The organism is Umezawaea beigongshangensis, from assembly GCF_016464305.1.
Taxonomy (GTDB): Bacteria; Actinomycetota; Actinomycetes; order Mycobacteriales; family Pseudonocardiaceae; genus Umezawaea_A; species Umezawaea_A beigongshangensis.
In genome coordinates this window covers 508,287-530,273 of record NZ_JAEIOJ010000001.1, presented here as the reverse complement: position 1 = coordinate 530,273, position 21,987 = coordinate 508,287, and the positions used below count along the sequence as shown (strand labels likewise).

Annotated in this window: 20 protein-coding genes; 14 read left to right on the top strand and 6 right to left on the bottom strand. The window is 72.8% G+C overall.

All coding sequences use genetic code 11. From position 1 onward, the window contains the following. Positions 1–25: 25 nt before the first annotated feature. Positions 26–2,158: an NAD-dependent DNA ligase LigA gene (gene ligA / locus IMZ35_RS02490; protein ID WP_199439192.1), complete on the top strand. Its 2,133-nt coding sequence runs from the start codon at positions 26–28 to the stop codon at positions 2,156–2,158. Between the two features lie 89 nt (positions 2,159–2,247). Beyond that, positions 2,248–2,988, top strand: a complete 741-nt coding sequence (locus IMZ35_RS02485) for a 3-keto-5-aminohexanoate cleavage protein (protein WP_199439191.1) — start codon at positions 2,248–2,250, stop codon at positions 2,986–2,988. Between the two features lie 69 nt (positions 2,989–3,057). Here the strand turns inward: IMZ35_RS02485 and IMZ35_RS02480 are convergent, their stop codons facing one another. Next, the gene (locus IMZ35_RS02480) at positions 3,058–3,711 is read right to left on the bottom strand and encodes an ACT domain-containing protein (protein ID WP_199439190.1); all 654 of its coding nucleotides are present in this window, start codon (positions 3,709–3,711) and stop codon (positions 3,058–3,060) included. A gap of 320 nt (positions 3,712–4,031) precedes the next feature. On the opposite strand from IMZ35_RS02480, the gene gatC reads away from it, so the two are divergent. The 6 genes from gatC to IMZ35_RS02450 all read left to right on the top strand — a co-directional run bounded on the left by gatC (position 4,032) and on the right by IMZ35_RS02450 (position 10,899). Further along, the gene (gene gatC / locus IMZ35_RS02475; RefSeq protein ID WP_199439189.1) at positions 4,032–4,331 is read left to right on the top strand and encodes an Asp-tRNA(Asn)/Glu-tRNA(Gln) amidotransferase subunit GatC; all 300 of its coding nucleotides are present in this window, start codon (positions 4,032–4,034) and stop codon (positions 4,329–4,331) included. 34 nt (positions 4,332–4,365) lie between these two features. Beyond that, a complete protein-coding gene (gatA, locus tag IMZ35_RS02470) occupies positions 4,366–5,886 on the top strand; it encodes an Asp-tRNA(Asn)/Glu-tRNA(Gln) amidotransferase subunit GatA (protein WP_199439188.1) in 1,521 nt (506 codons plus the stop codon). Further along, the gene (locus tag IMZ35_RS02465; RefSeq protein ID WP_199439187.1) at positions 5,883–6,074 is read left to right on the top strand and encodes a hypothetical protein; all 192 of its coding nucleotides are present in this window, start codon (positions 5,883–5,885) and stop codon (positions 6,072–6,074) included. Before gatA ends, IMZ35_RS02465 begins: the two co-directional genes overlap by 4 nt. Then, positions 6,071–7,573, top strand: a complete 1,503-nt coding sequence (gene gatB, locus IMZ35_RS02460) for an Asp-tRNA(Asn)/Glu-tRNA(Gln) amidotransferase subunit GatB (protein ID WP_199439186.1) — start codon at positions 6,071–6,073, stop codon at positions 7,571–7,573. The genes IMZ35_RS02465 and gatB overlap by 4 nt, the downstream gene beginning before the upstream one ends. Positions 7,574–7,839: 266 nt before the next feature. Beyond that, positions 7,840–8,196, top strand: coding sequence for a hypothetical protein (locus IMZ35_RS02455; protein ID WP_199439185.1), 357 nt, complete (start codon positions 7,840–7,842; stop codon positions 8,194–8,196). Between the two features lie 57 nt (positions 8,197–8,253). Further along, positions 8,254–10,899: a CHAT domain-containing protein gene (locus IMZ35_RS02450; protein ID WP_307867678.1), complete on the top strand. Its 2,646-nt coding sequence runs from the start codon at positions 8,254–8,256 to the stop codon at positions 10,897–10,899. A 30-nt stretch (positions 10,900–10,929) separates the two neighbouring features. Here the strand turns inward: IMZ35_RS02450 and IMZ35_RS02445 are convergent, their stop codons facing one another. Together IMZ35_RS02445 and IMZ35_RS02440 are read right to left on the bottom strand one after the other, a co-directional pair. After that, a complete protein-coding gene (locus tag IMZ35_RS02445; protein WP_307867677.1) occupies positions 10,930–12,126 on the bottom strand; it encodes a PQQ-dependent sugar dehydrogenase in 1,197 nt (398 codons plus the stop codon). A 9-nt stretch (positions 12,127–12,135) separates the two neighbouring features. Continuing rightward, on the bottom strand, positions 12,136–13,098 hold the full coding sequence (locus IMZ35_RS02440; RefSeq protein ID WP_199439184.1) for an alpha/beta fold hydrolase: 963 nt from the start codon (positions 13,096–13,098) through the stop codon (positions 12,136–12,138). A gap of 28 nt (positions 13,099–13,126) precedes the next feature. On the opposite strand from IMZ35_RS02440, the gene IMZ35_RS02435 reads away from it, so the two are divergent. After that, the gene (locus tag IMZ35_RS02435) at positions 13,127–14,041 is read left to right on the top strand and encodes a 2-hydroxyacid dehydrogenase (protein WP_199439183.1); all 915 of its coding nucleotides are present in this window, start codon (positions 13,127–13,129) and stop codon (positions 14,039–14,041) included. 90 nt (positions 14,042–14,131) lie between these two features. Then, entirely contained in the window at positions 14,132–14,872 is a 741-nt protein-coding gene (locus tag IMZ35_RS31615) for a DoxX family protein (protein ID WP_307867676.1), read from the top strand. A 62-nt stretch (positions 14,873–14,934) separates the two neighbouring features. Here IMZ35_RS31615 and ilvD read toward each other — a convergent pair whose 3' ends face one another. From ilvD to IMZ35_RS02415, 3 genes are all read right to left on the bottom strand, one after another. Beyond that, complete coding sequence (gene ilvD, locus IMZ35_RS02425; RefSeq protein ID WP_199439182.1) at positions 14,935–16,779, bottom strand: dihydroxy-acid dehydratase; 1,845 nt, start codon at positions 16,777–16,779, stop codon at positions 14,935–14,937. A gap of 103 nt (positions 16,780–16,882) precedes the next feature. Further along, complete coding sequence (locus IMZ35_RS02420; protein WP_199439181.1) at positions 16,883–17,344, bottom strand: vitamin K epoxide reductase family protein; 462 nt, start codon at positions 17,342–17,344, stop codon at positions 16,883–16,885. A gap of 69 nt (positions 17,345–17,413) precedes the next feature. Continuing rightward, on the bottom strand, positions 17,414–17,938 hold the full coding sequence (locus tag IMZ35_RS02415; protein WP_199439180.1) for a PH domain-containing protein: 525 nt from the start codon (positions 17,936–17,938) through the stop codon (positions 17,414–17,416). Positions 17,939–18,237: 299 nt separating this feature from the next. Here IMZ35_RS02415 and IMZ35_RS02410 point away from each other — a divergent pair, with 299 nt between their 5' ends. From IMZ35_RS02410 to IMZ35_RS02395, 4 genes are all read left to right on the top strand, one after another. Continuing rightward, positions 18,238–20,079 (top strand): acetolactate synthase large subunit, encoded by a 1,842-nt coding sequence (locus IMZ35_RS02410; protein WP_199439179.1) that lies wholly within the window; start codon positions 18,238–18,240, stop codon positions 20,077–20,079. Continuing rightward, complete coding sequence (gene ilvN / locus IMZ35_RS02405) at positions 20,079–20,585, top strand: acetolactate synthase small subunit (RefSeq protein ID WP_199439178.1); 507 nt, start codon at positions 20,079–20,081, stop codon at positions 20,583–20,585. The genes IMZ35_RS02410 and ilvN overlap by 1 nt, the downstream gene beginning before the upstream one ends. Before the next feature lie 46 nt (positions 20,586–20,631). Further along, entirely contained in the window at positions 20,632–21,645 is a 1,014-nt protein-coding gene (gene ilvC, locus IMZ35_RS02400; RefSeq protein ID WP_199439177.1) for a ketol-acid reductoisomerase, read from the top strand. A gap of 75 nt (positions 21,646–21,720) precedes the next feature. Further along, positions 21,721–21,987 carry a DUF397 domain-containing protein gene (locus tag IMZ35_RS02395; protein ID WP_199439176.1) on the top strand — a complete coding sequence of 89 codons (267 nt, stop codon included), beginning with the start codon at positions 21,721–21,723 and terminating at the stop codon, positions 21,985–21,987.

Below are 21,987 nucleotides of genomic sequence, written 5' to 3'. Positions count from 1 at the left end.
CGGTGGGGCTGGATACTCTGCGCGGGTGAGCAGCTTCGAGGAACCGGCAGTGCGGGTGCAGGGCGTCGAGGACGTCCCGGCGGCCGTCCGCGAGCGTCACGCGGCGCTCGCGGACGAGGTCCGCGGCCACCAGTTCCAGTACTACGTGCGCGACGCGCCCACCATCACCGACGGCGAGTTCGACGCCCTGCTCGGCGAGCTCCAGGGCCTGGAGGACGAGCACCCCGGCCTGGTGACCCCCGACTCCCCGACGCAGCGCGTCGGCGGCACCTTCTCCACCGAGTTCACCGCCGTGGACCACCTGGAGCGGATGCTCAGCCTCGACAACGCGTTCGACGCCGAGGGGCTGCGCGCGTGGTTCGACCGGGTGGAGAAGGAGGTCGGGAGCTCCGCGCACTACCTGTGCGAGCTGAAGATCGACGGCCTGGCGGTCAACCTGCTGTACGAGAACGGACGCCTGGTCCGCGCCCTCACCAGGGGCGACGGCCGCACCGGCGAGGACGTGACGCTGAACGTCCGCACCGTGCGCGAGGTGCCGGAGCGGCTCACCGGCACCGACGAGTACCCGGTGCCCGCGCTGGTCGAGGTGCGCGGCGAGGTGTTCCTGACCGTCGAGGACTTCACCGAGCTGAACGCCGCCCTGGTCGAGGCGGGCAAGCCGCCGTTCGCGAACCCGCGCAACACCGCGGCCGGATCGCTGCGGCAGAAGGACCCGCGCGTCACCGCGGGCCGTGCGCTGCGCCTGATCTGCCACGGGATCGGCGCGCGCGAGGGCTTCGAGCCCGCGCGGCAGTCCCAGTCCTACGAGGCGCTGCGGGCCTGGGGCCTGCCGGTGTCCTCGCACACCGCGGTGCTGTCGACGTTCGCCGAGATCGGCGAGCACGTCGAGCACTGGGGTGCGCACCGCCACGACGCCGAGCACGAGATCGACGGCGTCGTGGTCAAGGTGGACGAGGTGCCGCTGCAACGCCGTCTCGGCACGACCTCCCGCGCCCCGCGCTGGGCCGTCGCGTACAAGTACGCGCCGGAGGAGGCGATGACGACGCTGCTGGACATCAAGGTCCAGGTCGGCCGCACCGGTCGCGTCACGCCGTACGCCGTGATGGAGCCGGTGAAGGTCGCCGGGTCCACCGTCTCCCGCGCCACCCTGCACAACGCGAGGGAGGTCGTGCGCAAGGGCGTGCGGATCGGCGACCGCATCGTCGTCCGCAAGGCGGGCGACGTGATCCCCGAGGTGCTCGGCCCGGTGGTCGACGTGCGCCCCGACGACGCGCGCGAGTTCGTGATGCCGCTGGTGTGCCCGGAGTGCGGCCACCGGCTGCGCCCGGCGAAGGAGGGCGACGTCGACATCCGCTGCCCCAACGCGCAGGGGTGCCCCGGCCAGCTCCGCGAGCGCCTCGCGCACCTCGCCGGTCGCTCGGCGCTCGACGTCGAGGTCCTCGGGTACGAGGCGGCGGCGGCGCTGGTCGAGTCCGGCGTGTACACCGACGAGGGCGACCTGTTCGACCTCGACGCGGAGAAGCTGCTGACGGTCGAGCTGTTCCGCACGGTGAAGGGCGAGCTGTCGGCCAACGGCGCGAAGCTGCTCGACAACCTGGAGACGGTGAAGCGACGCCCGCTGTGGCGGGTGCTGGTGGCCCTGTCCATCCGGCACGTCGGCCCGACCGCCGCCCGCGCGCTGGCGCGCGAGTTCGGCTCGCTGGAGCGCATCCGCGAGGCCGCTGAGGAGGAGCTGGCGTCCGCCGAGGGCGTCGGCCCGACCATCGCGACCGCCGTGCGCGAGTGGGCCGGGACGCGGTGGCGTCAGGAGGTCGTGCGCCGCTGGGCCGCCGCCGGTGTGCGCACCGAGGACGAGCGCGACGCCGGCGTCCCCCGGAACCTGGAGGGCCTGTCGATCGTCGTCACGGGTTCCCTGGAGGGCTTCTCCCGCGACTCGGCGAAGGAGGAGGTGCTGGCCAGGGGCGGCAAGGCGGTGGGGTCGGTGTCGAAGAAGACGTCGTTCGTCGTCGTCGGCGACGCGCCGGGCTCCAAGTACGACAAGGCGGTGCAGCTCAAGGTGCCGGTGCTGGACGAGGCCGGGTTCCGCGTGCTGCTGGAGAGCGGCCCGGAGGCGGCGGCGCGGGTGGCGACGACGGGGGAGCCGACCGCTGCCGTGTGAGGTCCGCACGGGGCCGTCCGCTCCGCCGATCGTGCTGTTCGGGCCTCGCCGCCGGGCGCCGCGCCCCGGCTCCGTGGTTGTCTGGGGCGATGTTGCAGGCGTGTCTGAACGGTGCCCGACCGGTCGGCTGTCACCCGGCGCTGCCGGTGACCCCGGAGCAGGTCGCCGCCGACGCGGTCGTGGCGGCCGGACTGGGCGTGGTGTCGCTGCACCTGCACGCCCGCGACGTCCTCGGGCTGGAGGTGCTGGCCGGGCCCGAGGTGGCGACGACGGTGGCGACCGTGCGGGCCGCCGTGCCCGGCGTGGAGATCGGCGTGACCACCGGCGCGTGGATCGTGACCGACCCCGAGCGGCGGGCCGAGCTGGTCGCCGGGTGGGCCGGGCTCGCGTCCGGGCGGCCCGACGTGGCGTCGGTCAACGTCCACGAGGACGGCTGGCTCGACGTGTGCGCGGCCGCGCGGCAGGCCGGGGTGGGCGTGGAGCTGGGGGTGTTCCACCGGGACGCCGCTCGGCGGCTCGCCGACACCGGACCACCCGAGGGCGCGGTGCGGGTGCTCGCCGAGGTGCAGACCACCGGCCCCGACGCGTCCGCCGTCGTCGCCGAGGCGGAGGCGCTGCTGCGCCTGCTGGAACCGATCGGCCTGCCCGTCCTGCTGCACGGCGAGGAGGGCGGCACCTGGCCCGTGCTGATCCACGCCGCCCGCCTGGAGCTGGACACCAGGGTGGGCCTGGAGGACACCCTGCGCCTGCCGAACGGCAACGCCGCCCCGGACAACGCCGCCCTGATCACCGCCGCCCAGCGCCTCCGCCGAGCCCAAGCCCCGAGTTGAGCGTTCGAGCACCGCGAGTGGAGCGTTCGAGCACTGCGAGTGGAGCGTTCGCGCCCCCGGACGCGGGGCTCAGTCCGGCAGGACGACGGACACGATGCCGGCCAGGTGGGCGAGGCGGGCCACCTCCGCCGCGCGGAACATGGGTCCGCCGGGGCGCCCCACCAGCAGCACGCGGTCCGGCTTGCCCAGCGGCGTCGCGGCCAGCTCCGTGCCGAGCTCCTGCCACGTCTCCGGCACCCACGCGTCCTCGCCGTCCAGCACGGTCGCCCGCTCCAGCGGGAACCACGGCGGGTCGTCCATGCGCGTCTCGGGCGCGGCGCTGCTGGACGCCAGCCGGCGCACGCCGCCGGCGTGCGGGCCCACGACGACGGCCCACCCCGCGCGGATGATCTTCGGCACGCCCTCGGTGAACACCGCGAGCCCCTTCTTGGGCTCCTCGGCGATCTCCTCGACGAGTTCCAGCTCGCGGTGCGTGTCCAGCACGCCCGCGTACGGGCGGACGGCGTCGACCTCCACGCCCTCGATGGACTCGGCCGCGGTGATGAGCACGTCGGGCAGCCTGCCGCCGGGCAGCTCGACCACGAGGTCGTCGATCGCCAGGCCGGAGCTCCGCTCCACCACGTCCACGCTGAGTATGTCTGCCCCGATCTCGCCGAGCGCTGATGCGACCGCGCCGAGGGTGCCGGGACGGTCCGGGAGCTGGACCCGGATCAGGAAGGACAAGGTGAACGCCTCCTGGTTAGTGCGCGGAACCTCGCCGCCCGCGCCGGTCAACCGGTGCGAGAAGCGCAGGACTCCGCACCCGTGGCGCTCCACGCCGTTGCCGGCGCATGATTCTCGCAGACGCAGGATCGCTTTCCGACCCTCCATCCGCGTTGCGCGCCGGTAAAATCGGATCGGGTGCGTTCCAGCGCGCCGCGACCCGGTGACCACGCTGCCACAACCCGGTCGAGAAGCCCGCTGACCCGGCCATAGACTCTCGACGTCCAAAAACCCAACTCGACAGCGTTGCGCACTCGCAGCGCACCACGGGGGTTGAAGGAGTGCCCAGCATCTCCCGCGACGAGGTCGCGCACCTGGCGCGTCTGGCGAGACTCGCCGTCACCGACGACGAACTCGACCTGTTCGCAGGCCAGCTCGACGTCATCCTGCAATCGGTGGCCACCGTCGGTGACGTCGCCGCAGCCGACATCCCGCCGACGTCGCACGCCGTTCCGCTGACCAACGTGTTCCGCGAGGACGTCGTGCGTCCCGGTCTCGGTCAGCAGCAGGCGCTCGCCAGCGCCCCCGCCGCCGAGGAAGGCCGTTTCCGCGTGCCCCGCATCCTGGGCGAGGAAGCATGACCGTCGACGTGCTCATCTCCGCGGAGGCGGACTCATGACCGAACTGATCCGCAAGACCGCGGCCGAACTCGCCGCGCAGATCCACTCCGGCGAGGTGACGGCGGTGGAGGTCGCGCAGGCCCACCTGGACCGCATCGCCGAGGTCGACGGGGCCGTGCACGCGTTCCTGCACGTCGACACCGAGGGCGCGCTCGCCGCGGCCCGCGCGGTCGACGAGGACGTCGCGGCCGGCCGGCCGGTCGCCTCCCCGCTCGCGGGCGTCCCGCTCGCGCTGAAGGACGTCCTGACCACGCGCGGCGTCCCCACCACGGTCGGCTCCAGGATGCTGGAGGGCTGGCTCCCGCCGTACGACGCGACGGTGACCCGCCGCCTGCGCGAGGCCGGCGTCGTCATCCTCGGCAAGACCAACATGGACGAGTTCGCGATGGGCTCCTCCACCGAGAACTCGGCGTACGGACCCACCCGCAACCCGTGGGACCTCGACCGCGTCCCCGGCGGCTCCGGCGGCGGTTCCTCCGCCGCGCTGGCCGCGTTCGAGGCCCCGCTGGCGATCGGCACCGACACCGGCGGCTCCATCCGCCAGCCCGGCGCCGTCACCGGCACGGTCGGCGTGAAGCCCACCTACGGCAGCGTGTCCCGCTACGGGCTCGTGGCGTTCTCGTCCTCGCTGGACCAGGCCGGTCCGTGCGCGCGCACCGTCCTCGACGCGGCACTGCTGCACGAGGTCATCGCCGGGCACGACCCGCTCGACTCCACGTCGATCGACGCCCCCGTCCCGCCGGTGCTCGCCGCGGCCCGCGAGGGCGCCTCCGGCGACCTGAGCGGTGTGCGCGTCGGCGTCGTCGCCCAGTTCGGCGGCGAGGGCTACCAGCCGGGTGTGCTGCGCTCGTTCCAGAACGCGGTGGAGCAGCTGCGCTCGCTCGGCGCCGAGGTCGTCGAGGTGTCCTGCCCGAGCTTCGACTACGCCCTGCCCGCGTACTACCTGATCGCGCCGAGCGAGGCGTCGTCGAACCTCGCCCGCTTCGACGCCATGCGCTACGGCATCCGCGTCGGCGACGACGGCACGCACAGCGCCGAGGAGGTGATGTCGCTGACCCGCGAGAAGGGCTTCGGTCCCGAGGTGAAGCGGCGGATCATGCTCGGCACGTACGCGCTGTCCTCGGGCTACTACGACGCGTACTACGGCTCGGCGCAGAAGGTCCGCACGCTCATCGCGCGCGACTTCGACGCCGCGTTCGCCACCGTCGACGTCCTGATCTCGCCGACGACGCCCACCACCGCGTTCAAGATCGGTGATCGCGTCGGCGACCCGATGGCCATGTACAAGGCCGATCTGTGCACCATCCCGTCCAACCTCGCGGGCAACGCCGCCATGAGCGTCCCCTGTGGACAGTCCGACGAGGACGGTCTGCCGGTGGGTCTGCAGATCATGGCTCCGGCGCTCCAGGACCACCGGATGTACCGGGTGGCCGCCGCCTACGAGGTCGCCCGCGACGCCGCTCTGGGTGGGGCCCCCATCCTGAGCGTGCCCGAGTTGTCAGGAGCTGCTCGATGAAGAAGTCCAAGGGTCTGCTCGGTCTCGTCGGTCCGGTCGTGTCGACGGTGAGCGCGGTCTCCACGCTGCGCGCGGCCCGCGGCGACAAGGACAAGCTCGCGCTGGTCAACGCACTGGCGGGTTTCCTGCTGGCCGTCACCGGGATCGCGCTGACCGTGCGCGAGGCGCGGAAGGACGGCATCAGGTGACCGCGGTGGCGGAGATCATGGACTACGACGACGTCGTGGCCCGGTTCGACCCGGTCCTCGGGCTGGAGGTGCACGTCGAGCTGCACACCAACACGAAGATGTTCTGCTCCTGCGCCAACGTCTTCGGCGGTGAGCCGAACACCAACGTGTGCCCGACGTGCCTCGGCCTGCCCGGATCGCTGCCGGTCGTCAACGGCAAGGCGATCGAGTCGGCCATCCGCATCGGCCTCGCGCTGAACTGCGAGATCGCCGAGTGGTGCCGGTTCGCGCGGAAGAACTACTTCTACCCCGACCAGCCGAAGAACTTCCAGACGTCGCAGTACGACGAGCCGATCGCGTTCAACGGCTACCTGGACGTGACGCTGGACGACGGCGAGGTCGTGCGCGTGGAGATCGAGCGCGCGCACATGGAGGAGGACACCGGCAAGTCGCTGCACGTCGGCGGCGCGACGGGTCGCATCCACGGCGCGGAGCACTCCCTGCTCGACTACAACCGCGCCGGCGTGCCGCTGATCGAGATCGTCACGAAGACGATCAGCGGCACCGGCGCCCGCGCCCCCGAGGTGGCCCGCGCGTACGTGAGCACCCTGCGCGAGCTGCTGCGCGCGCTGGACGTGTCGGACGTGCGCATGGACCAGGGGTCGCTGCGCTGCGACGCGAACGTCTCGCTCATGCCGAAGGGCGCGAGCGAGCTGGGCACGCGCACCGAGACCAAGAACGTGAACTCGCTGCGCAGCGTCGAGCGGGCCGTCCGCTTCGAGATGTGCCGCCAGGGCGCGGTGCTCGTCGAGGGCGGCGAGATCGTGCAGGAGACCCGGCACTTCGAGGAGGCCAGCGGCACGACCCGGGCGGGTCGCCGCAAGGAGACCTCGGAGGACTACCGGTACTTCCCGGAGCCCGACCTGGTGCCGGTCGCCCCCTCCCGCGAGTGGGTGGAGGAGCTGCGCGGCACGCTGCCCGAGCCGCCCGGAGAGCGCCGCGCGCGCATCCAGGCCGAGTGGAGCCTCACCGACGCGGAGATGCGCGACCTGGTCAACGCGGGTGCGGTGGGCCTCGTCGCCGCGACGGTCGACGCGGGCGCGACGCCGGCCGAGGCGCGGTCGTGGTGGGTGTCCTACCTGACGCAGCAGGCCAACTCGCGCGGTGTCGAGCTGGCCGAGCTGCCGATCGCGCCCGCCCAGGTGGCGCGGGTGATCGTGCTGGTCAACGAGGGCGCGCTGACGAACAAGCTGGCGCGCGAGGTCGTCAACGGCGTTCTCGCGGGCGAGGGCGAGCCCGACGCGGTCGTGGAGGCGCGCGGGTTGAAGGTCGTCTCCGACGACTCCGCGCTGGAGGCGGCCGTGGACGAGGCCCTCGCGGCCCAGCCCGACGTCGCCGCCAAGATCCGCGACGGCAAGGTCGCCGCCGCCGGAGCCATCGTGGGCGCGGTCATGAAGGCCACGAAGGGACAGGCCGACGCGAAGCGCGTGCGCGAGCTGGTGATCTCCCGCTGCTCCTGAGCGCCACTCGTTCGCATCAGCGGCGGTGTGACGATCCGTGTTCGGATCGTCACACCGCCGCTGTAGTTACGTGATCTTCATACGTTCGAGTGGTTGGAAATTCCTGCCCCCGTTCCTCTGAGTGGTTATGCCATTCTGGGGACGCCAGATGCCGCCGGGGGGCGGCACCGGTGCGCGCGGTGGTAGAGCGCGCGTTCCACGGGAGAGGGAGAAGTCGAGCGGTGCGGCGGACCGCGGTTCGCGCACCGAAGGGGGGAAGGTCAGCGATGGCCGGTACGAAGCAGGACGGGCACGTGACCACGTTCGGAGATCCGGACGAGGTCGGCACCGACGGCCCGGTGCAGCAGGACGGCACCGTTTCCGCGTCGCAGGTGAACGGCGGCGACGGTCCGGTGCAGCAGGACGGGAACCCGCCGCTGACGCTGCTCGGCGGTGACGGTCCGGTTCAACAGGACGGGAACGGTCCGCTGACGCTGTTCGGTGGTGACGGTCCGGTCCAGCAGGACGGGAACCCGCCGCTGAACGTGCTCGGCGGTGACGGTCCGGTCCAGCAGGACGGAACCGGCGGGCCCGTGCAGCAGGACGACGAGGGCGGCGCCGAGGGGACCGCCCCCACCCGGTGACGCCGGGACCGGGGCGCTCCGTCCGGACAGGCCGCACCGGAAGGACTCGCCCGATCGGTGGGTGACGCGATGCACCAGGAGACCGCGAAGTCGGCCGCCGCGGAGCGACGACTCCTGGAACGGGTGCGCGGACTGCACGACAGGGCGTTGCAGTCCGCGGCCCGCGCCCGGCAGTCGGAGGCGGTGCGCCTGATGCGGCGTGCCCTCGCCCTGCTCGACCAGGCCCGCCCGGCGGACGCGCCGGTGTCGGTCGACCGGGCGCGCACCCGCGTCCGCCTCCTGGTGAGCCTCGCGTTCTCCGTCGCCGAGACCGGCAGCGTCCTCGACGGCCTGGACGGGCTCGACCACGCGCGCCGGGAGGCCGCCACGCTCCCGCCGGGACCGGCGCGGGCCGTGCTGTCCGGCTTCGTCGACCACAACCACGGCGTGCTGCTGATGCGCGCGGGGCGCAGCGGCGACGGCATCGCCCTGCTCGACTCCGCCATCGAGCACAAGCTGCACGGCCTGCGAACGGGGGCGGACGATCCAGCCCTGCTCACCGAGTCGCTGGTGAAGTCGCTCATGGGCCGCGCGGTCGCGCACACCGACCTGGGGCTGCGCGCACCGGCGCTGCGCGACCTGCGCCGGGCGGGAGACCTCGCCACCGCCAACGACCTGCCGTTCCAGCTCGCGTTCGCACAGCACGTCTCCGGCTACCTCGCACGTCGCCTCGGGGACGTGCCGGGTGCGCTGCGGCACTACGAGGCGGCCGAGCGGGGCTACCGCGCGCTCGGCTCGGGCGCCCTGTCGCGGCTGCGCATCGACCAGGCCGAGGCCGTCCTCGTGGCCGGGCTGTCCGACGAGGCCGCGCGGCACCTCGACGACGTGCTGCCCGAGCTGCGCGGCCAGGCCGTCACGCAGGACCTCGCCGAGGCCGAGCTGCTCCGCGCCGTCGCGGCCGTGCTCGACGGCGACCTCGGACTCGCCCGGCGCACGGCGGTGTCCGCGCGCCGCAGGATGCGCCGCCGCCGCAGCGACGCGTGGGCCGTCGTGGCGTCCCTGGTCCTCCTGCGGATCGACGTGGTGCGGGTGCTCGGCGCGGCGCGCGTCCCCGCGCCGATGCCGACGCGCGCGCTGCGGCTCGCCGACGAACTGGCGGCGCTGCGGCTGCCCGACGAGGCGGCGTTCGCGCGGCTGCTCGCCGTCCGGCTGGAACTGCGCCGCAGGGAGCACGAGATCGCCGACGCGCTGCTGCGCACCGTGCCGAGGCCGGGCCTGCTGACGCCGGTGGACCACCGGATGCTGCGCAGGCTGTGCCGGGCCGAGCTGGCCGTCGCACGCGGCGACCGGCGCTCCGCCCTGGCGCAGGCCCGCGCCGGTTTCGACGAGCTCGACCGCATCCGCGACCGCATGGGCGGCCTGGAACTGGTGTCCGGCACCGCCGTGCACGGGCAGGAGCTCGGCGAGCTGGCGGTGCGCCTGGTGCTCGACGGGCCGGGCTCGTCGGGGAAGGCCGAGCGGTTGTTCCGGTGGCTGGAGCGGACCCGCGCGCAGAGCTACCGCTACGAGCCGGTCGGCAGCGCCGATCCCCGGCTGGCCGAGCGGGTCGCCGAGGTGCGCTCGCTCGCGCGGTCCGTGCAGCTCGCGACGCTCGACGGCGTCCCGACCACGGAACTGGAGGCCCGGCTGCGGACCGCCCAGCGCGAGGCGGTGCGGCTGGGCTGGCACGCGCAGCGCTGGGGCAGACCGCGTCCGGTGGCCACCGCCGCCGAGGTCACCGCGGCTCTCGGCGACCGCGCGATGATCGACTTCGTGGCGTCGGGCGACGTGCTGGCCGCCGTGGTCCTCGTCGGCGGGCGGGTGCACCTGGTGCGGCTGGGATCGGCGATCGCGGCCGCCGAGCACGCCCGCCGCCTGCACGCCGACGTGAACGCGCTCGCTCCCGACCGGATGGACCGCTCGCTGTCGCGGGTCATCGCCCGCTCGGCGAACCGGGAGGCCCGGCACCTCGACGACCAGCTCCTGCGCCCGATCAGACCGCTGATCGGCGACCGGGACGTGGTGATCGTGCCCACCGGCGACCTGCACGCCGTGCCGTGGGGCGTCCTGCCGTCGCTGCGGAGTCGGCCGTCGGTCGTCGTCCCGTCCGCGACGGCGTGGCTCTCCTCGGCGCAGCGCGATCCGGTGCGCTCGAAGCGCGTCGTCCTCATCAGCGGTCCCGGTCTCCAGGAGGCCGAGGCGGAGATCGCCGGGCTCGCCGCCCACCACACCAGCGCACGGCTGCTCAGCGGTGCCGACGCCGAGGTCGGCGCGGTCCTCGCCGCGATGGACGGGGCCGCGCTCGCCCACATCGCCGCGCACGGCGAGCACGAGCCGGAGAACGCGCTGTTCTCCCGGCTCGAACTGGTCGACGGCGCGCTGTTCGCGCACGAGATGGGCCGGATGAGCAGGCCGCCCGAACAGGTGGTCCTCGCCGCGTGCGAGCTGGCGCTGCACCGCATCCGCCCCGGAGACGAGGTCCTCGGCTTCGCCGGGGCCCTGCTCGCCGGGGGAGCCAGGACGGTCGTGGCGGCCACCAGCAGGGTGGGCGACGAGCCGTCGGCGGAGGCCATGAACGACTACCACCGCGCCCTCGCCGGGGGAGCGTCACCGGCGGTGGCGCTGGCCGACGCCGTGGCCGCCGACCCGCTGCGCCGCCCGTTCGTCTGCCTGGGAGTGGGGTAGGTCGCGCTTCCGGGCGGGCGGAAGCGCCACCTAGTCCTTGGAGTTCTGGCCGCCGCCCTGGCGGACGACGATCGCCACGCGGTCGTCGCTGGACACCGGCTCGCCGTTGCCCTGCTTGTTGACGGTGCCGACCAGCGCGGTGCGGTCGTCCAGGGCCACCAGCGGGCCGAGCAGGCCGAACTCGGCCTCCTCCGCGGGCTGCTGCTCGGGCTTGCCGCTGAAGCTGCCGTCGGGGTTCACCGGGATCGACAGAGAGCCCGGCAGGGTGCTGGTGGCGACCCAGACCACGTCGGACAGCGACGCGCACCCGCCGACGCCGGGCCGCTCCGACCACGTCCACGCCGGGGTGCCCAGCGGCTCGCCCGGCACGACGCGGTGCAGGAGGTCCCCGCTCGCGCCCGCGTCGGTCACCCACGTCGTGGAGCCGTCCGCCGCCACGCACAGCCCGCCGGGGGAGCGCAGCCCGCCGGTCAGCACGCGGGAGCCCTCGGTGGGGTTGCCGCGGGCCGGGGCACCGGAACCGTCGATGCGCAGCACCTTGCCCGCCAGCGAGTTCGGGTCGGCCGCGGCGGCGGGGTTCCCCGCGTCACCGGTCGCGACGAGCAGCGCGCCCTCGCCGTCGTGGGCCAGCGCGCCCCGGTTGCCCGTCGCGCCCTTCGGGATGCCGGTGAGGATCGGCTTCGGCGTGTCGCCAGGGGTCAGGCGCACCACGCGGTTGTCCGCGGCCGTCGTCAGGTACACGTAGATCAGCCGGTCCTCGGCGTAGGTCGGCGACAGCGTCAGCCCGGTGAGGCCGCCGTCGGAGGACGCGTCGACCTCCAGCGTGCTGATCACGACCGGCTCCACGTCCTTGGTGACCTGCACCAGGCGGCCCGTGGTCCGCTCGGTGGCCAGCGCCGTGACCGCGCCGGTGGACTGGTTCACGTCCATCAGCGCCACCCCGGACACCGGGTTCAGGCACGTGCCCACCACGGCCGGGTCGAAGTCCTTGCACCCCTGCGGCGGCGGCACGGAGGTCTGGGTCTGTCCCGGCTGCTGGTTCCCGCCGGGGCCCGGCGCCACCTCGCCCGGCAGCTCGGGCTCGGGGCCCGCCTGCGGGGTCAGCTGCACCTGGGCGCTCCAGCTCGACGGCGCGGGCGGGTCGGGGAAGCTCGCGCAGCCCGTCACCAGCAGACCGGCGGCGGAGCCCACGAGCAGCGCGCGGACGGTTCGACCGGAAGACGACACGTGTCCAGGCTAGGCGTGGTGTCGTGAACGCGAGGTGAGCGCCCGCCGCACCGGCGCGGTCCGGGTGCGCCGCGGCACGGGTTCGGCGCCGGTGAGCACGCGCTCCACCGCGTCGACCCGCTCCTGGAGCAGCGCCAGCTCCTCCACGACCACGTCCGGCGCCTCCAGCGGCAGGAGGTGGCCCGCGGCGAGCCTGCGGAACCGCGCCTGCGGCAGCACGCCGATCGACCTGGCCACGCTCCCGGCCGAGGCCAGGACGTCGAACCGCCCGGCGATCACCGTCACCGGGCACGTCAGGCCGGACAGGTCCTGCGCCGGCCAGCGGCCCAGGGCCAGCGCGAGGGTGAAGTACCAGCTCCAGTCGTGCGTGAGGAACCGCGAGATCGCCGCCGCCACCGCGTCGGGCGCGCTCGACGGCAGCACCAGACCGCTGTGCCGCAGCAGGAACGTCGTCACGTCGTTCACCGGAACGCGGGACAGCACCCCGTTCAGCAGCGGTCCCGCGGCGCGCAGGGCGTGGGCCCCGCCGACGCCGATCAGCCGTCGCAGCTCCTCCGGCACACCCGGCAGGCCCAGCACGGCGGCCAGCGCGTCACCCGGCGCTCCGCCGATCAGCATCAGTCCGGAGACCCGTTCTGGGTGGCGCAGCGCCAGCTCGGCGGCGACCGTCACGCCCATCGACCAGCCCACGACGACGCAGCGGCGCACGCCGGCGTCGTCCAGCACGGCGAGCGCGTCGGCGACGCTGTCGGCCACCCCGATGCGCGTCGGGTCGGCCGGGCGCTGCGACCCCATCGTGCCGCGGTCGTACCAGCTGTGGACGGTGACCCCGCTGGTCGGGAGCAGCAGCGCGGGCCACGACTCCGGCACCGTGCCCAGACCGGGGCACAGCAGTACCGGGGGTCCGGAGTGTCGGGTGCGCCACACCCTGATCAGCGTGCCGTCGGCGGATGCGACGTCGTGCTCCTGCATCTGCCGCAGTCTGCCGTAACGTGCAGGCGTGACGCTCACCGTGCTCGTTCCCGATGAATTCGGTGTGAAGGCGCTGTCCGAGGTGGACGGTCTCCGGCCGGTCCGCTACCAGCCGGGCGAACCCCTGCCGCCCGAGGCCGCCGACGCCGAGGTGCTCGTTCCCCGCTTCCTCCAGGGCCCCGACCTCGGCGCGGTGCTGGCCCAGCTGCCCCGCCTGCGCCTCGTGCAGCTCCTCAGCGCCGGGGCGGAGCGCTTCATCGGCCAGGTGCCGGACGGAGTGCTGCTGTCCACCTGCCGCGGCGCGCACGGCGGCAGCACCGCCGAGTGGGCCGTCGCGGCCCTGCTGTCGATCTACCGCGAGCTGCCGGGCTTCGAGCGCGCCCGCCGGGAGCGCCGCTGGGACTACCACTACACCGACACCCTCCAGGACAAGCGCGTCCTCGTCGTCGGCGCCGGCGACCTGGGCCGGCAGTTCCGCCGCAGGATCGAGCCGTTCGACGCCACCGTCACGATGGTCGGCCGCACCGCCCGCGACGGCGTGCACGGCATGGACGAGCTGCCCGGCCTGCTCGGCGACCACGACGCCGTGCTGGTCGTGGTCCCGCTGACCGACGAGACCACCGGTCTCGTCGACGCGGAGTTCCTGGCGCGGATGCCCGACGGTGCGGTCCTGGTCAACGCCGCGCGCGGTCCCGTCGTCGACACCGACGCCCTCGTGGCCGAGCTGTCCTCCGGCAGGCTCCGCGCGGCCCTGGACGTCACCGAGCCGGAGCCGCTGCCGGACGACCACCCGCTGTGGAACGTGCCCGGCCTGCTGCTCACGCCCCACGTCGCGGGGAGCTGCCGCGGCAGCGATCAGCGCGCCTACGCGGTCGTGGTCTCGGAGCTGACGCGCTTCGCGGCAGGTCTGGAGCCGGAGAACCTGGTGCGCGGCGACTACTGATCCGCGCCAGCGCAATCGGCCGTTCGACTGAACCGGTGGGTCCGGGTGGATGATCGCCATCACCATCCGCATCTCCTACCGTGCGGGATCGTGGCTACTTCCGACGATCGCTCGTCCCGTTCGAGCGGCTTCTCCGACGACGGGTTCTACGCGTCGAGCGGCACGGGTGGAGACGGCGGAGGAGTGCACCACTTCGACGACGCGTCCGACACGTTCCGCCCGCAGAGCTACGACCCGGACACCAGGTCCTTCGACAACTCCGGCTACACACCGGCGACGGCGCTGGAGGAGCCGCGGGGGGCGTTCGAGGACGACGAGGACGAGGAGGAGCGCGCCCCGTTCCGCTGGACCGCGGGGCCCGACCTGGGGCTGCTCGTCCTGCGCCTGGTCCTCGGCGGCACGTTCCTCGCGCACGGCTCGATGAAGGTCTTCGGCCTCCTGGGCGGTCCCGGCATCGACGGGTTCGCCCGCTACCTGGACGGCCTGGGCTTCCGCGAGTCCCGCGTCCTGGCGTGGGTCACCGGCGTCACCGAGATGGCGGGCGGCGGCCTGCTGGTGCTGGGCCTGTTCACGCCGCTCGCGGCGGCCGGCCTGCTCGCCGTCATGGCGAACGTGCTGGCCCTGCGCTGGCGCGAGGGGTTCTTCGCGCCCGACGGCGTCGAGCTGGAGGTCATGCTGGCGACGATGGCGTTCGCGCTGCTGTTCGCCGGGCCGGGCCGCGTGGCGCTCGACCGCAACCGCGGCTGGTTCCGCCGCCCGCTGCTCAGTGGCGTCGTCTGCCTGGTCGTGGCGGGCGGCGCGGCCGCCGCCACGTACTTCGTTCTCCGCTGACCCCGCGCGACGAGGCCCCCGCCACCTGATCCGGTGACGGGGGCCTCGTCGCGTCGCGGGGCCTAGCGGGAGGGGTCGCGCACGGCGCCCGTGCTGGCGTCGGTGGCCATCCGGGCGTAGGCGCGCAGCGCGCCGGTCACCGGGCGCACCCGGTCCTTCGGCTGCCACGGACGCTCGCTGGACTCCATCTTCGCCCGCCGGTCGGCCAGCACCTCGTCGTCGACCAGCAGCTCCAGCCTGCGCTCGTGCACGTCGATCAGGATGCGGTCGCCGTCCTCCACCAGCCCGATCAGGCCGCCGCCGGCCGCCTCCGGCGAGACGTGACCGATGGACAGGCCGGACGAGCCGCCGGAGAACCGGCCGTCGGTGATCAGCGCGCACTTCTTGCCGAGGCCGGAGCCCTTCAGGAACGCCGTCGGGTGCAGCATCTCCTGCATGCCGGGACCGCCGGACGGGCCCTCGTAGCGCACGACCAGCACGTCACCCGGCTGGATCTCCTTCTTCAGGATGACCGAGACGGCCTCCTCCTGGCTCTCCACGACCCGCGCGGGGCCCTCGAAGTGCCACAGCTCCTCGTCGATGCCCGCCGCCTTGATCACGGCGCCGCGCTCGGCGAGGTTGCCGCGCAGCACCGCCAGGCCACCGTCCGCGGTGTAGGCGTGCTCGACGTCGCGGATGCAGCCGCCCGCCGCGTCGGTGTCCAGCGAGGACCACCGGTTCTCCGTGGAGAACGCCTGCGTGGTGCGCACACCGCCGGGCGCGGCGTGGAACAGCTGCACGGCCCGCTCGGACGCGGACCCGCCGCGCACGTCCCACTCGGCCAGCCACTCGGCCAGCGACGGGCTGTGCACGGAGTGGACGTCGCGGTTGAGCATCCCGCCGCGGTCCAGCTCGCCGAGCAGCGCGGGGATTCCACCGGCCCGGTGCACGTCCTCCATGTGGTAGTCGGAGTTCGGCGAGACCTTCGACAGGCACGGGACGCGGCGGCTGATGTCGTCGATGTCCTGGAGCGTGAAGTCGATCTCACCCTCCTGCGCGGCGGCGAGGACGTGCAGCACGGTGTTGGTGGAGCCGCCCATCGCCATGTCCAGCGCCATCGCGTTCTCGAACGCGGCGCGGTTGGCGATCGAGCGCGGCAGCGCGGACTCGTCGTCCTGCTCGTACCAGCGGCGGCACAGCTCGACGATCGTGCGGCCCGCGTCCTGGAACAGCGCCTTGCGCGCCGCGTGCGTGGCCAGGGTGGAGCCGTTGCCCGGCAGCGAGAGACCGAGCGCCTCGGTGAGGCAGTTCATCGAGTTCGCGGTGAACATGCCGGAGCAGGAGCCGCAGGTGGGGCACGCGGACCGCTCGACGGCGTCCAGGGCGCTGTCGTCGACGGCCGAGTTCGCCGACGCGGAGATCGTGGTGATCAGGTCGGACGAGGGGATCGCGACACCGTCGACGACCACGGCCTTGCCGGCCTCCATGGGACCACCGGAGACGAACACCACGGGGACGTTCAGGCGCATCGCCGCGTTCAGCATGCCCGGCGTGATCTTGTCGCAGTTGGAGATGCACACGATCGCGTCGGCCTGGTGCGCGTTGACCATGTACTCGACCGAGTCGGCGATGATCTCGCGGGAGGGCAGCGAGTAGAGCATCCCGCTGTGGCCCATGGCGATGCCGTCGTCCACCGCGATGGTGTGGAACTCGCGCGGCACGCCGCCCGCCTCGCGGATCGCGTCGGCCACGACGTCGCCGAGGTCGCGGAGGTGGACGTGGCCGGGCACGAACTGCGTGTAGGAGTTCGCGATCGCGATGATCGGCTTGCCGAAGTCGCTGTCGGTCATGCCGGTCGCACGCCAGAGCGACCTGGCGCCGGCGGCGTTGCGTCCGTGGGTGGTCGTACGAGAACGGAGCTGAGGCACGGCTCCCCCATCTGCAAGAGGGTGTTCGCCGCCCGCTACGGGGGCAGCGCGGAAGTGCGACGGCGCCTCGTGGGCGCCGGACGTCGAGGGCGGTGAGGAGAGATTACTCCGCTTCCGGGCGACGCAGGGCCACGACCAGCAGCACGGCGGCCAGTGCGAGGGTGATCACGTGCACCGCGGTGCACCACAGGCAGATCTTCCCGATGAGCACGAACTCGGCCGCCACCAGGTAGACCACGAAGAGGACGCCCACCGCGGTGCTGCCCAGGCGGATCCGGCCCACGGCCGGATGAGTGCTTCGCCACGCCCGCGGCGTCGTCAGCAGGACGAGGAACGCGAAGAACGCCGCGCCCAGCACGGCGACCGGCACGCCGAACAGCTCCGACTGCTCGCTGCTGGTGACGCCGTGGCAGTCCACGACGCTGTTCTCGGCGCACACGAGCAGGTCGGAGGCGGCGTAGTGCGCGATCGTGAGGTAGATCGACACCGCGAGCCCGGCGAGGGAGAGCAGCAGGCTCGTGAGAGGAGCCCAGTCACGGGTGCGAACAGGCGTGTGCGACGTCACGCAGCGCATTCTACGCTCGCCGTCCGTGAGCGCGGGGAGTAACACGAACGAGGGCGTGCCGCCGGAGGGTCAGCGGTGGTCCGCGCTCGCCCCGCCGGTCCCGTCCTCGCCGGAGTCCGGTTCCGCCGCCTCGTCGGTCCTGTCCTCGTCAGGCCCGGCCCCGTCGGCCTCGGTCTCGTCGTCCTCCGCAGCCCTCGCCCGCGCCAGCGCGGTGGCGGGGTCGGTCACCCGGCCACCGGAGACGGCCTCCAGCGCGGCGAGGTGCCCCGTGCGCACGGCGGGCAGCGTCACCACGGAGTCGTCGGCCAGCACCGCGCCGAGCCAGCGGTCGGAGAGCTTGATCGCCTTCACGTCGTCCCACCGGACGGTCCGGCTGCTGAACGTGGACCGCGCCACGAGCCGCTCCCCGTCCGCCACCGTGCGGTTGCGCACGACCCACACCGCGAAGCCGATCGGCAGGAGGTAGAGGGCTTGCAGACCGGGCACCGCGAACGCCAGGGGAGTGGCGCAGACGATCACCAGACCGGCCGCGAGCAGCGCGGTCGCCGGAATGCGGAAGATGATCCTCGCCTGTCGCGGCTGTCCCTCTGACACGTCCTCATCGTCCCACTCCGCGCCGCGCGGTGTTCAATCGGCCGGGTGGTGTCACCGGGTGTCGTCCCTGGTCCGGTGTCCAGATGGCGGGATCGGTGTCCCGCAGAGTTGACGCTGGCGGTTCTGGACGTTTACCGTCCATCCCATGCAGCGCACGCTCGTTCTCGTACTTCCCAGGCGCGTCGACGCCTAGGCAGACCGAGCTGCGTCGACGCGCGACCCTCGTACGACCCGCACACCGGGTTGGCGAGGGTTTTTTCGTGCCCGGACCAGAGCAATCCGAACCACGAGGCAAACAGATGACCAGCGCACCCTCGCGACAGGCTCCCGGCGAGTCCTCGTCGCCCCGTCCTGGACCGCGGCCCAAACCGACCCCGCCGACCGGAGCTCCGATCCGGGTGACCGGCGCCCAGTCGCTCGTCCGCTCGCTCGAAGCCGTCGGCTGCGAGGTCGTGTTCGGCATCCCCGGCGGCACCATCCTCCCGGCCTACGACCCGCTGCTGGACTCCACGAAGGTGCGACACGTCCTGGTGCGCCACGAGCAGGGCGCGGGTCACGCCGCGACCGGCTACGCGCAGGCCACCGGCAGGGTCGGCGTCTGCATGGCGACCTCGGGTCCCGGTGCCACGAACCTCGTGACCCCGCTGGCCGACGCGAACATGGACTCCGTGCCCGTCGTCGCGATCACCGGCCAGCAGAGCCGGCCGCTGATCGGGACCGACGCGTTCCAGGAAGCCGACATCTGCGGCATCACCATGCCGATCACCAAGCACAACGTCCTCGTCACCGACCCGGCGGAGATCCCGCGGGCCATCGCCGAGGCGTTCCACCTGGCGTCGACGGGCCGACCCGGCCCGGTGCTGGTGGACATCCCCAAGGACGTCCTCCAGGAGATAACCTCCTTCTCCTGGCCGCCGGAGATGCGCCTGCCGGGCTACCGCCCGACGACGCGCCCGCACGGCAAGCAGGTCCGCGAGGCGGCGAAGCTCGTCGCCGCGTCGCGCAAGCCCGTGCTCTACGTCGGTGGCGGCGTCATCAAGGCCGGCGCGTCGGCCGAGCTGCTGCGCCTGGCCGAGGAGACCGGCATCCCCGTGGTCACCACGCTGATGGCCAAGGGCGCCTTCCCCGACTCCCACCCGCAGCACATGGGCATGCCGGGGATGCACGGCAGCGTCGGCGCGGTCGCCGCGATGCAGCAGGCCGACCTGCTCGTCGCGCTCGGCGCCCGCTTCGACGACCGGGTCACCGGTCAGCTGTCGTCGTTCGCGCCGGACGCGAAGGTCGTCCACGCCGACATCGACCCGGCGGAGATCTCCAAGAACCGCCGCGCCGACGTGCCGATCGTGGGCGACTGCAAGGAGATCATCACCGAGCTGATCGACGCGATCCGCGCCGAGCGGGAGGGCGCGGCCAAGCCGGTCGACCTGACGCCGTGGTGGGAGCAGCTGAACTCGCTGCGCGAGACGTTCCCGCTGGGCTACGACTGGCCCGCCGACGGCACGCTGTCACCGCAGTTCGTCATCGAGCGCATCGGTCAGCTCGTCGGGCCGGACGCGCTCTACACGGCGGGCGTGGGGCAGCACCAGATGTGGGCGGCGCAGTTCATCAAGTACGAGAACCCGCGGTCGTGGATCAACTCCGGCGGACTCGGCACGATGGGCTTCGCTGTGCCCGCCGCGATGGGCGCCAAGGCCGGCGCGCCCGACAAGCAGGTGTGGGCCATCGACGGCGACGGCTGCTTCCAGATGACCAACCAGGAGCTCGCCACCTGCGCCATCGAGGGACTGCCCATCAAGGTCGCCGTCATCAACAACGGCAACCTGGGCATGGTCCGCCAGTGGCAGAACCTGTTCTACGACGGCCGCTACTCGCAGACCGACCTGGGCACGCACAAGCACCGCATCCCGGACTTCAAGCTGCTCGGCGAGGCCATGGGCTGCGCCGGTCTGCGCGCCGAGTCCCGCGACACCGTGGACGACGTGATCCGGCAGGCGATGGAGATCGACGACCGCCCGGTCGTCATCGACTTCGTCGTCGGCAAGGACGCCCAGGTGTGGCCGATGGTCGCGGCGGGCACCGGCAACAGCGAGATCATGGCAGCGCGGGGCATCCGCCCCCTGTTCGACGAGGACGACGTCTGATGACCCGGCACACCCTGAGCGTCCTGGTGGAGGACAAGCCCGGTGTCCTCGCGCGCGTCGCGGGCCTGTTCTCCCGGCGCGGCTTCAACATCGAGTCCCTCGCCGTGGGTCGCACCGAGAACCCCGACGTCTCGCGCATGACGATCGTCGTGTCCGTCGAGGAGCTGCCGCTGGAGCAGGTGACCAAGCAGCTCAACAAGCTCATCAACGTCATCAAGATCGTCGAGCTGGAGACCCCGGCCTCCGTGCAGCGGCAGCTCCTGCTCGTCAAGGTCCGCGCCGACGCGACCGTGCGCAGCCAGGTCCTGGAAACCGTGCAGCTCTTCCGCGCCAAGGTCGTCGACGTCTCGCCCGAGGCGGTCACCGTCGAGGCCACCGGCACGTCTGAGAAGCTCGACGCGCTCCTGCGCATGCTGGAGCCCTACGGCCTCCGCGAGATCGTCCAGTCGGGCATGGTCGCCATCGGTCGTGGCGCTCGCTCCATCACCGCCACCGCGGTGCGTTGAACACCCAAGATTTTTTCCACTGTTGCGGAAGGAAGTGCCCAGCACCATGAGCGTCGAGATCTTCTACGACGACGATGCCGATCTGAGCATCGTCCAGGGTCGCAAGGTCGCCGTCATCGGTTACGGCAGCCAGGGCCACGCCCACGCGCTGAGCCTGCGCGACTCCGGTGCGGACGTCCGCATCGGTCTGCCGGAGACCTCGAAGTCCCGCGCCAAGGCCGAGGACGAGGGCCTGCGCGTGCTGACCCCCGCCGAGGCGGCGGCCGAGGCCGACCTGATCATGATCCTGGCGCCGGACACCGCGCAGCGGCACATCTACGCCCAGGACATCGCGCCGAACCTGAAGGACGGCGACGCGATCTTCTTCGGCCACGGCTTCAACATCCGCTACGGCCTCATCCAGGTGCCGTCGAACGTCGACGTCGCCATGGTCGCCCCCAAGGGCCCCGGCCACCTCGTGCGCCGCCAGTTCGTCGACGGCAAGGGCGTGCCCGCGCTCATCGCGATCGAGCAGGACGCCACCGGCAACGCGCAGGCGCTCGCCCTGTCCTACGCCAAGGGCATCGGCGGCACCCGCGCCGGCGTCATCAAGACCACCTTCAAGGAGGAGACCGAGACCGACCTGTTCGGTGAGCAGGCCGTCCTCTGCGGTGGCGCGAGCGCGCTGGTGCAGACCGGTTTCGAGGTGCTGACCGAGGCCGGTTACGCCCCGGAGATCGCCTACTTCGAGGTGCTGCACGAGCTCAAGCTCATCGTGGACCTCATGTACGAGGGCGGCATCGCCCGGATGCGCTACTCCATCTCCGACACCGCCGAGTACGGCGACCTCACCCGCGGCCCGCGCGTCATCACCGCGTCGGTCAAGGAGGAGATGCGCAAGATCCTGGGCGAGATCCAGGACGGCACCTTCGCGAACGAGTGGGTCGCCGAGGACGAGAACGGCCGGGCCAACTACAAGAAGCTCCAGGCCGAGGGCGAACAGCACCCGATCGAGGAGGTCGGCAAGAAGCTGCGCGGCCTGATGTCCTGGGTCGACCGCCCGATCACCGAGACCGCCTGACCTGCGGCTGTCGGTCTCAGCGCGAAGACGGAGCCCGTGGCGTGCAGCGCCACGGGCTCCGGTATACCTGGGGGCATGACGGAGAGCGCGCCGATCTACGACGACAAGGCTCACGTGCGCGGCAAGCTCGACCTGCGCGAGGCGGACTGGCTGCGCAGCGACGAGGGCGACCCGGACGGGGAGCACGTGGAGATCGCGTTCGTCGAGCACACCGACGGCGTGACCTACGTGGCGATGCGCAACAGCGCCCACCCCGACGGTCCGGTCCTGGTCTTCACCCCGGCCGAGTGGGACGCCTTCATCGCGGGGGCGAAGGACGGCGAGTTCGACGAGCCGTGGTGA

Bases quoted from the DNA above. Each gene is read 5' to 3' on its own strand.
- IMZ35_RS02485 (WP_199439191.1), top strand. From the start codon at position 2,248: ATGTTGCAGGCGTGTCTGAACGGTGCCCGACCGGTCGGCTGTCACCCG.
- gatA (WP_199439188.1), top strand. From the start codon at position 4,366: ATGACCGAACTGATCCGCAAGACCGCGGCCGAACTCGCCGCGCAGATC.
- IMZ35_RS02465 (WP_199439187.1), top strand. From the start codon at position 5,883: ATGAAGAAGTCCAAGGGTCTGCTCGGTCTCGTCGGTCCGGTCGTGTCG.
- IMZ35_RS02455 (WP_199439185.1), top strand. From the start codon at position 7,840: ATGGCCGGTACGAAGCAGGACGGGCACGTGACCACGTTCGGAGATCCG.
- IMZ35_RS02440 (WP_199439184.1), bottom strand. From the start codon at position 13,098: ATGCAGGAGCACGACGTCGCATCCGCCGACGGCACGCTGATCAGGGTG.
- IMZ35_RS02410 (WP_199439179.1), top strand. From the start codon at position 18,238: ATGACCAGCGCACCCTCGCGACAGGCTCCCGGCGAGTCCTCGTCGCCC.
- ilvN (WP_199439178.1), top strand. From the start codon at position 20,079: ATGACCCGGCACACCCTGAGCGTCCTGGTGGAGGACAAGCCCGGTGTC.
- ilvC (WP_199439177.1), top strand. From the start codon at position 20,632: ATGAGCGTCGAGATCTTCTACGACGACGATGCCGATCTGAGCATCGTC.
- IMZ35_RS02395 (WP_199439176.1), top strand. From the start codon at position 21,721: ATGACGGAGAGCGCGCCGATCTACGACGACAAGGCTCACGTGCGCGGC.